12 protein-coding genes are annotated in these 9,752 nt (G+C 35.7%); all 12 read left to right on the top strand.

From position 1 onward, the window contains the following. Positions 1-262: 262 nt before the first annotated feature. The 12 genes from BMG01_RS09550 to mobP2 all read left to right on the top strand — a co-directional run bounded on the left by BMG01_RS09550 (position 263) and on the right by mobP2 (position 9,019). On the top strand, positions 263-1,288 hold the full coding sequence (locus tag BMG01_RS09550) for an IS30 family transposase (RefSeq protein ID WP_036086526.1): 1,026 nt from the start codon (positions 263-265) through the stop codon (positions 1,286-1,288). Positions 1,289-1,924: 636 nt separating this feature from the next. Next, positions 1,925-2,158 carry a helix-turn-helix transcriptional regulator gene (locus BMG01_RS09545; RefSeq protein WP_036086528.1) on the top strand — a complete coding sequence of 78 codons (234 nt, stop codon included), beginning with the start codon at positions 1,925-1,927 and terminating at the stop codon, positions 2,156-2,158. After that, complete coding sequence (locus BMG01_RS09540) at positions 2,148-3,119, top strand: replication initiator protein A (protein WP_084013477.1); 972 nt, start codon at positions 2,148-2,150, stop codon at positions 3,117-3,119. Before BMG01_RS09545 ends, BMG01_RS09540 begins: the two co-directional genes overlap by 11 nt. Before the next feature lie 27 nt (positions 3,120-3,146). Then, positions 3,147-3,422: a hypothetical protein gene (locus tag BMG01_RS09535; RefSeq protein WP_036086530.1), complete on the top strand. Its 276-nt coding sequence runs from the start codon at positions 3,147-3,149 to the stop codon at positions 3,420-3,422. Then, the gene (locus BMG01_RS09530) at positions 3,391-3,747 is read left to right on the top strand and encodes a hypothetical protein (RefSeq protein WP_036086532.1); all 357 of its coding nucleotides are present in this window, start codon (positions 3,391-3,393) and stop codon (positions 3,745-3,747) included. Before BMG01_RS09535 ends, BMG01_RS09530 begins: the two co-directional genes overlap by 32 nt. Beyond that, positions 3,737-4,171 (top strand): single-stranded DNA-binding protein, encoded by a 435-nt coding sequence (locus BMG01_RS09525; RefSeq protein ID WP_036086534.1) that lies wholly within the window; start codon positions 3,737-3,739, stop codon positions 4,169-4,171. Before BMG01_RS09530 ends, BMG01_RS09525 begins: the two co-directional genes overlap by 11 nt. A 4-nt stretch (positions 4,172-4,175) precedes the next feature. Further along, positions 4,176-5,144, top strand: coding sequence for a hypothetical protein (locus BMG01_RS09520; protein ID WP_036086537.1), 969 nt, complete (start codon positions 4,176-4,178; stop codon positions 5,142-5,144). 207 nt (positions 5,145-5,351) lie between these two features. Beyond that, positions 5,352-5,729 carry a hypothetical protein gene (locus BMG01_RS09515; RefSeq protein ID WP_036086540.1) on the top strand — a complete coding sequence of 126 codons (378 nt, stop codon included), beginning with the start codon at positions 5,352-5,354 and terminating at the stop codon, positions 5,727-5,729. A 15-nt stretch (positions 5,730-5,744) separates the two neighbouring features. Then, the gene (locus BMG01_RS09510; protein ID WP_036086542.1) at positions 5,745-6,530 is read left to right on the top strand and encodes a DNA/RNA non-specific endonuclease; all 786 of its coding nucleotides are present in this window, start codon (positions 5,745-5,747) and stop codon (positions 6,528-6,530) included. Next, positions 6,531-7,244, top strand: a complete 714-nt coding sequence (locus BMG01_RS09505) for a hypothetical protein (RefSeq protein ID WP_010006619.1) — start codon at positions 6,531-6,533, stop codon at positions 7,242-7,244. Beyond that, a complete protein-coding gene (locus BMG01_RS09500; RefSeq protein WP_036086545.1) occupies positions 7,234-7,548 on the top strand; it encodes a hypothetical protein in 315 nt (104 codons plus the stop codon). The genes BMG01_RS09505 and BMG01_RS09500 overlap by 11 nt, the downstream gene beginning before the upstream one ends. Then, positions 7,532-9,019 carry a MobP2 family relaxase gene (gene mobP2, locus BMG01_RS09495; RefSeq protein ID WP_036086548.1) on the top strand — a complete coding sequence of 496 codons (1,488 nt, stop codon included), beginning with the start codon at positions 7,532-7,534 and terminating at the stop codon, positions 9,017-9,019. Before BMG01_RS09500 ends, mobP2 begins: the two co-directional genes overlap by 17 nt. Positions 9,020-9,752: the final 733 nt, after the last annotated feature.

Below are 9,752 nucleotides of genomic sequence, written 5' to 3'. Positions count from 1 at the left end.
ATGGTATTCATTGGCTAGAGAATTAGCAGAACGTCCCTCGTTATACAAGGTGACAATTGATGACTTAAATTCTGTTGAGTATCGCTTAGCTTTCATAATATAAAAAAACTCCTATACTTGATTATCTTGGATTATGCCCTAGAAATAAAGCGGTCCGGATTTTCAGTATACGAGCAGTTGTTCACTTTTGTTTTTCTTAACATTTTAACTATTGACCGAATGTCAATTTTATAGTTTTATTGAGAGAAGGAATAATTGCCACATGACTAAGAAAAACCCAAACTCTAAATATGGTCGCCTTAATTTTACAGAGCGCGTTACCATCAAAAATATGATTGACGCGGGTAAAACCAATGCAGAAATTGCTCGAAAGCTAAACCGCCCTCGAGCTACCATTACACACGAATTGCAGCGTAATGCCCGTGTCATGACTTGGCATGGCAAAAAGAAAGTATTGCGCCATACCTACGAACCTGTGCAAGCGGCAAGACGTGCTGAGTATTATCAATCAAAGTCGCATCGTTCACAGCCTAAAATCACACCTAGAAAACGCGAAAAGATAGATTACTATCTCAAAAAGAAACATTGGTCGCCAGAACAAATTGCACATGGTGTGCCACGAATTGGTGTATGCACACGAACAATCTATAACTGGATTCTGAATCGCAACCTGAGTGCAACATTAAATGATTTACCGCTTAAAGGCAAAAGACGCAGGCATCTAAGAGCCAAACCAGTTAATCCAGAACATAAACGGATGATGATTGAAACGCGTTCAATTCACAACCGTCCAGAAGTCATCAATAATCGTTCAACATTTGGTCATTGGGAAATTGATGGGGTGATGAGTCCTCAAGATTCCCAATCTTTCGTGATCACATTTGTGGAACGAAAAACACGTTTTATGGTTGGTGTCAAAGCTAAAAGTAAGAGTTCAGATGATGTCAAAACAGCCATTGATACCTTTATGTCAAGGTTTGAAAATGTTTGTGACAGTATAACATGTGATCGTGGCACAGAATTCACCAGTAGTTTATTTATTTACAGCATTGAAGATACGTACGGCAAAAAGTTATATTACGCTGATCCACAATCACCAGGTCAACGAGGTACAAACGAACGCATGAATCGTGAATTAAGGCGTGTATTTCCTGCTGGTTATGACTTTACTAAGATTACCCAACGTAAGCTTCAAAACGCCATTCAGGACATCAATGAGCGTCCTAGAAATGTGCTCAGGTTCAAAACACCTGAAAAAGTCTTTACTAAGCGAATCATGGCAGCTTAATCATCAATAGATGCTAAAAATCGCTAATTGTTAAGACAGTTCAAAGTCAATAGCTTTGGGCTGCATTTTTGCGTATAATAATAGCCAGATAAACACGAATTTAGGGCTTGATTGGCTTAAAAAAGTCAAAATGACAATGCAAAAACTAAATATGCGACCAACATTAAACATCAAAAATAAATTATGGTAGCTGAAATTTAGAAACGCAAAACCGCAAAAAGCACAAAAACAGTCTTTGTAATCAGATTGTAAACAAATCCGCTATCACAACAGCGACAACGGATTAGCGAAAATAAAATCAATTTTTTTTGATTATTTGTTACTTTAGGGGTTGACAAATTCAAGACATTTGTTAGTGTACCGTGCATAATCTAACGTAACAGAGGCTTGTTGATACGTTGGCGCACAAGGGATTACACGTTTTTAAAAAAATCCAAAGTCAATAAATTGAAATAAAGTAACGTATTTGTAACATTCGTTATTTTAAAAGCTCATAAGTCCTGTGTGGGCTTATTTTTTTTGCTTAAAAATAGCCTAAATATTAAGAAGTTGTTAAGAAACCGTCTTCATGACGGTTAATTATTGGTAATAAAATCAATGAAAGTTGACAACTAAAACTAGGGAGAAAGAAACAAAATGAGACATTCTTTTGGGTCAATTGTAAAAGCTTATCGGGAGCGAAAAAGACTAACACAATTGGAATTAGCTGTAAAATCAAAAGGGGAGTTATCAACGGCGACGATTTCAAAAGCTGAAACTGACCCAAGTTATAATCCGAAACTGACGACGTTCATAAAATTTTACAAAATCATGGATATTTCGTTTGAAGAGATTGTTGCGACATTAGAGGGGACTGCCGATGATAAATGATCAAGAAAAACCCAGGAAAATGGAACGTGTTAGTAGAGATCAAGTCGAAACTAATGAACGATTCTACAAAATTCCAAAAGCACTGTTTGAAAATAAATTCTATGCCGACATGAAACTTGAAACGAAAGTGGCTTATGCAATTCTGCGTGATCGTTTCTTGTTGTCAATTAGGAATAATTGGATTGATAAAAATGGTGATGTTTACCTGATTTACAAAAACATTGATCTGCAAACAATCCTGAGTGTTGGCGAGAAAAAAGTCATTAGTTTGAAAAAAGAACTAGCAAATTTTGGGTTACTTGAAGAAGAACGACAAGGGCTAAATAAACCAAACAGACTTTACGTTGGCAACATAAATGCTGAATTTGAAGTTATCCACAGGACCAATCCCTTGGGGGACAAGGAACTGTCAAAACGACAGGTCCGGAACTGTCAAAATGACAGGTCAAGAACTTCCAAAACGACAGCTCAAGAACTGTCAAAACGACAGTCAAGTGAGACTGAGAGTAGTGAGACTTATTTGAGTGAAACTGAAACCAATTCTTTTGATGAGGATGAAATAAATACTAATTATAATTCAAAAAAATCTCAACAATCATTTATCGCAATCGGCAAAATTATTCAAACCAATCCTGAATTAAGAAGTGTAGTCCAAAGTCTGATTCCTGATTTACTTTTGAATGAACCCCAACAAGCAGAAATTGTCGTTCGTGCTCTTGATCGTGGATATCATTTTTTGACGGCCGAACTTGAGAAAGGTAATTCTGTTTTGACTTTGCAAAAGCAATTACAAGGTGAAGTTGCTATCAAACAGTTACTTCTGAACACTGGCTTCAACCAAGTAGATTACATGCGCGACCACCTGATTGATATCAGCCAATATGGTAAATATTTTGCTAGTGGTTTTGACAATCGTTTGAAAATTGCGATCACAACAAGTCAATCGGTATCAGGCTTTTAACTTTAAATTGGAGAGAGGAGAGATATAATGGCAAACCAATACAACGTATTTATTGCAGTAGACTTTTTCAACGCAGACATACTTTTTGTGGCTAACTCATCAGGTGAACTCAGCCGAAAAGTGATCAAAGCAATTGAAAATCATGAATTAGAAAGTGATGGCGCAGTGAGGTTATACCGTACCTCTTATCAATCAATTAAGGCTATCAAAAACTTAATGGAACGGTATCATTTACCATTTCATGAAGCTGCAAGACCAAAAGGGAGAACTTATGAAAGTCAGACAATTAACGCTGTTGGATGAGCAAAGTTTACAAGAACTGCAACAAACCAAATACGTCGTCATTCTCGTTAGGGAATTGAAAAATAATCTCGTTCAACCCACAAAAAAACAAGCCTTTGTCTGCTTAAAACCAAATGAAATGAAAGTCAAAAGTGAGCTGTTTGACGATTGCTTAGGGAATCATTACGTCGGTTGTACAGTCCTGAAAGGCATTCATTATTCTGAAGCTGGTAACCAAATCCCCGTGTTTAAACTACCAAATAATATCCAAGACTATTTAGCCAAACAACTGACACCGATTATTAATTTACTGGATCAAAAAAGGAGAAATTATTATGCAAATTAATCACCACGTAGGACGTTTACTTCGTGACGTAAACTTCACCGTAAGAGGTGAAAATGAAACCAAGATTGCCTACTTCAAATTGGCCATTAATGATTTAAAAGATGGCAAAGCAACTTACATTGATTATGTTGCTTTTAACAAAACAGCAGAATTGATTCGTGATTATGTAACTGATGTTGGGCAAGTGGTTGAGGTTGAATTTGTGATGCGGAATCACAATTATAACGATAAAAATACTGGTCAAAAGATTTATGCTATGCAAAATCAAGTGACACAATTCCGCATCTATAAATCTAATCAGTCATCGAAAAATCCTGCTGTTCAAACACAGATTGCTGACAGTAAAAATAGTGAAATGACAGATAAGGATTTGCCACCATATCCTGACTTTAACAGCAATGCATTTGAGTATGTAGAGGGATAGGACAATGACTGCAATAATCACAATAGCTGATAAATTTAGAAATATCTTTCAAAGATTTAGTCGCTTTGGGACTTGGTTTTTGGAACATCAACGGCGCAATTTAATTGCCATATTTAGCCTATTTATTCTGATAGCTTTTAGTACAACCGTGATGGTTAACATTACACCTCGACCTTCAAATTTGCCTAGTACGGAGTTAAATACGCCAGTGTCATTTGGCACTTTGAACAAAACCGCTAGTCTAACAAAAAGTGTATTTAATAAAAATAATGGTGTTTTGGAACTGCATTATACAATCTCGGACGGAGCTGTTTCTGATCAAGATTTGGTTGATATTAGCAAAATTAAATTTACTGCCATGACTGAACATGGTGGCAATCAGGTCACAGGTCGTGTCGTACCAACTTCAAATAATACACTCGTGGTCCAATTTAAAAACTTGAGTCATAACTTCAATGCTGTGACTTTAACAGCTCATGATAAAAGTATCAACACGGCGACAGTCGAAGCGCCAAGTAGCGTAGTTGCTGATAGTTCAAGTGCAAAGAAAACTAACGCAAACAGTAATACCGCAAGTGGCAAATTCATTATCAATCGTGACAAAGTATCTAAATCAAATACGTTAACATTTGCCAACCAAGAAGAACTTGAAGTTAGCGAAAGTGAAGCTAAAATAGCGGCACAACAAAAATTGATTTCCAAGAATACAAACGCGATTGTTGAATATCAAAAAGCAATTGATCAACAACAATCTTCCATCAAAAAGTACCAGAAAATACTCGCTCAGTTTGATGACTCAGATACACAAACTAGCATTGATAATGCGCGTGATGCCATTACACAAATACGAACACAAATCAGTGATGCACAAAAAAATATTCAACGTGCTAAGACAAATATTAGTCAATATCAAAAGACTAACAAGCAAGTTCAGGAAGGCAAATCATTGTTGCCAAAACCAACCGATTTGTAATACCACATCGCTAAATAAATTGCCTATTGGGCTATTTTTTTCAATCAAATAAAGGTTTAAAAAGGGTTAAACGTAGGTTAAAAAATGGTTTAACCAAACGCTCACACTCCCAGCACTTGAAATGCCCGCACGGCGGGGTTTAGGCACATGGTGCCGGCATTTCCCCTTAACCTGTTCCCAATTATCAAAATAAATTTAGGAGTTTTTATGCAGACAGTTAGAAAAGAAGTTCGTGGTCTTGATAAACAAGATTTGAATATCATTGACCAGCGTGCGCAAGCAGAAGGAACATCTACAAATGAATTACTGCGTATTGTTATTACGGACTATGCAAAGCGAATTAGAGAAGATGATGCTAGTAATGTGTTACACAGCTACCTAGACGATTTAATCATGGCTAACAATAATGTTGTGCACGGATTAAATGACAATACAATTGCCATTGGGGAAATGTTTAAAACAATTCTGGCACGACTTGAAATGTATTTTCCAGAATTAAATGATGAGGTAGAACGAATTCAAAAAAATGCTCGCCCTCAGGAAAAAAATTTGCCAAAATCGATTGACTTTGATGAATTTGAATAAGCAGAAAGGGTTCAAATGAAAAATTATAAACGTGGTAGATTGGCTCGAAGAATATTATTAGGCATTGTCATATTGATAGGTATTGTGTATTTAAATCGTGTGTCGATTTTGCAAAAAATTGTAGCCCTAGGTTCGCAATCACAACTGATTAATATTGATAAACAAAGTATCTCTCCAACACAAAATGATGATCTTGTTAATTTGAAATATACTGGTCAAACAGTTGTTGAGATTAATCATAACCAACCAACATTTAGTCAGGATGATTTACAAATAAAAGAGGGTGGCTGGCAAAAACTTTCGTCATTAGATTGGTTAGGCAGACCTCAGGTTGCTGATGCCTTATTGAATCAAAAGTTGATGCCGCCATCTCAAAAGTATAAAGCGCGTGAACAATTAACAATTAAAACGCCAGGATACCATGCCATTAAAACTGGAACAAATACTACAGACTGGTTATACAACCGTAGTCATCTGATTGGGTATCAATTTACTGGTCTAAACAATGAAGCCAAAAATTTGATTACAGGGACACGACAATTAAATGCAGATAGTCGAGCGAATGCAAAAAGTATGGTGACTTATGAAACTGAAATTGCTGATTACTTGCATCAGTCAAAAAATAATTATGTGCGTTATCAAGTCAAACCAATTTACAAAAATGTTGAGTTAGTTCCCCGTGGTGTTCATATGATGGCACAGTCAAATGACAATACTTTGAAATTTAATGTCTATGTTTTTAACGTTCAAGATGGCTGGACAATCAACTACTTAAACGGTAATGCTGAAAGGAGTGAATAAGTGAAAGATGCAATAGAATTCAAAACAAGTCAAATGAAGGCACTCATCAAAAGAAGAAATGTTTTGAATAAAAAATATGATACAACGCTACCCGAAGATATCCCTTTAGAGGTTAAATCAGAACTAGAGCTTATTGAAAATTTGTTAAATGAATTTGACATCAATCAATCAACTTTTGATGAAAGACCAACAATGATTGGAATTAAAAATTCACGAGATGAAGAATGGTATTTTCAACAAATGAAGCATTGGATAGAAAGACACCCAAATGCTCTTAATGCGAAGTTTAGTCGAAGTAGTGCCTATAAGTTTGCTTTGCATTTCTTCGTAGAAAATATTGCGCTTAATGCCAACAATGCACGTCTTAATTATTCAGAACTAGCCCAGAAGGTAAATGATGCCAACTCCACAAAAAGTGATTCAAAATTGACTGCGCAATTGGCAAATGTAGAGAATTTATTAGGTTTTCTTTTAACCATGCAACAACGTCAACTTGAATACATTCCAGAAGGCATTAATTTAAAAAATGGTTTTGTTAAATATGCCATCAACCCAATTAATCCAACAGAGTTCCAACAATTTGGTACACCAACAGAACTCAATCCAAACAATGAATTGGCACAATCCTATGAAGAATATAAAAAAATTCGGACTCGGGATAAGCAGCTGATCAAAAAATATCACCAAACAGGAGGACAACTCGATGACGACTAAAAAGCATAGTAAAAGAAAAGCACAATTGACAAAGTATTTAGAACAACTTGATGAATTCAATTGGCACCATCCTACTCAGGTTAGTGAGATGGCTGACAGTCAACATGAACGCGATAATAGCACGTACTATTTGGCACAGCTCAGTTTAGTTTTGTTTAATAACTATCAACAGTCCTATATGCAAATTGCTCAAATGCTGAACATGTCTTCCAGAACGGCTCGCCGTTTGACGATTGACTATCAACAAGAGTTTGATAGTTTAGAAGAGATTATGGAGGAACTGCAAAATGGCGAAGACTGGTAAAATTGCCGCCTTTGCACTGGGTGAAAAAAAGACAGCAATGGTTAATCTACCCGCGCAGTTTGTCACGTCTAGTACAGCAGATATAAAGGGACAAAATTACTCAGATTTAGTTGACTACGCTAATAATTCGGAAAAGACAAACGATCTTAATAATGAGTCCATGAACGATTTAATTGACTTAAAGGAACAATTTAGCAAGCCTGGCTATGCTAACCGCAATTCTGCGGTGACAGAAACGCATCCAATATTTGGTAGCGATAAACTAAATTATGATAATCACGATATTTCTGTATTGAGAAAAGACTTGGATGAGGCTCAAAAAAATGGCAATAATATCCATGAACTCGCTTTTTCAATCAGAGGCGATTGGTTAGTTAAAAACGATCTCTATGATCCCGAAACTCGTATGATAGACCAAAATAAATTGAAGCATGCAGAACAAGAGGTTGCTAAGACGCTAATTAACAAAGGATTTAATTTACCTTTGGGAGAAGATGAAAATGACGTTGTCTGGTTTGGTGTGATTCATCAGGATACTGACCACCTAAACATGCATCTGTGGTTTGCTAAAAAAAGCCAAGAAACGCGTCCTGAGATGATCAAGCAAGAAGGTAAGTATAAAGGGCAGCCAATAGGTGTTATACCTCTGGAAGTGATTGAACAAGCCAAACGACAGTTTAGAAAACAATTAATGTCATCACAGGAACTAAGACGGCATCAGGAAATATTAAAAGGTGTTGGTGGCTTTAAAAAAGAAATTGTGGAGGCAGCGCCAGACAACCTATTAAATGATCGTCATGCTAAAGCCATCAAACAAATTTACGATGCTTTACCTCAAAACATGAAAGGGCGGTGGCAGGTTGGTAATGCTCATTTAACAGCTGGAAAAGGCAGGATGGCAAAAGCAAATCAATTAACCGATCAACTAATAGATGATTTGTTTGCCGAAGAGCTTAAACCTGAATATGAGGGTTTTAAGTCGCTGGCACAAGAATACGACGCCATTAATATTGAAGACCAGGGCGTGATGCATAAGGGACAACTCAAATGGTCTGAGAATAAGGAAGAGGAATTAAGGAAACGCTTAGCGAATCAACTCTACAAACATTTAGCACAAATTGAAGACATCTCAATGAATGATATTGACCAACAAATGTCTGAATTGCTAAGACGTGTTAAAAAGTTTGACAAAGGTGGTTACGTAGACAAAACTAAAATTGCATCTAGCCCAGAGGAAAAAAACTTGGCCTCCAAACCCTTGATCAACAATGTAAACCCAAATACAACAAAGAAGCACATAGGTGATCAGATGCCAGTGCGGGGTGGCTCGTTTAATAAAATTAGTCGTTTGTGGCGGCAGGACGTCCGTGCTGAGACAAATGCAGAACGTCAATTCTTAAGAAATCAAAAGAAAGTTGAACAAGAAAAGGCTCAAGAAGAATGTGAGTCACAAATATCAAGAGGAATGTAAGGGAAAGTTATTAAGTCATCAAATGATTACTTAAATGTCTACGAAAATGGAAAGATGATCGTTATCATCAGTTACCGAAACTATAAGTTGCGATGAAAATATCGCTTATCTTTTCAAAAAAAGTACAGTTAAGGATACTGATAAAAATTGCCTTGAAAAAGTTGCAAAAGAATTTAACCTTACTGATTACAGTATTAACAAGTTGGTAGCAAAAAATACCAAAACCGATATGTATAAGTAGCTGATTGCTTATGAAAAATTATTTGATATAGTGAATTTTACAAAATATAATGTGTCAATATATCATCAGAGAACAAGTTTGTAATGTTCGTTTCGCTTTGAGTGATCACTTTTCGTTTTTACCTAAGGAACAATAATAAGATAATTTATTTATTGGTAGATTTCGATCTCTGAAATCAGTAAATAATGTTTTTTTTATAGCCTAATGACCTGGAACAAATGTTATATAATATTTAAAACAATCAGATTAGACTGAACAATTAATTCTAGAAATTTACAGGAACTAGGGCTGACTATTTTCCTTTCAATTTTTTTATTAAGATAATTCGAATTTGGTTGTAAAACAATCATGAATAAACTAATGAATAACTTTTCTTAAGCGAGGTCAAGTAAACTAGAACAAGAAGCGGTACATTAGAAATTTAAAATAATTTTGACATAGAATTAATAGAAAAATTAAAAACGTATTTCGGTGATATAATGAGTATTAATT

It is taken from the genome of Leuconostoc sp. BM2, assembly GCF_002095565.1.
Classification (GTDB): Bacteria; Bacillota; Bacilli; order Lactobacillales; family Lactobacillaceae; genus Leuconostoc; species Leuconostoc falkenbergense.
This window is presented reverse-complemented; position numbering and strand designations above follow the sequence as displayed.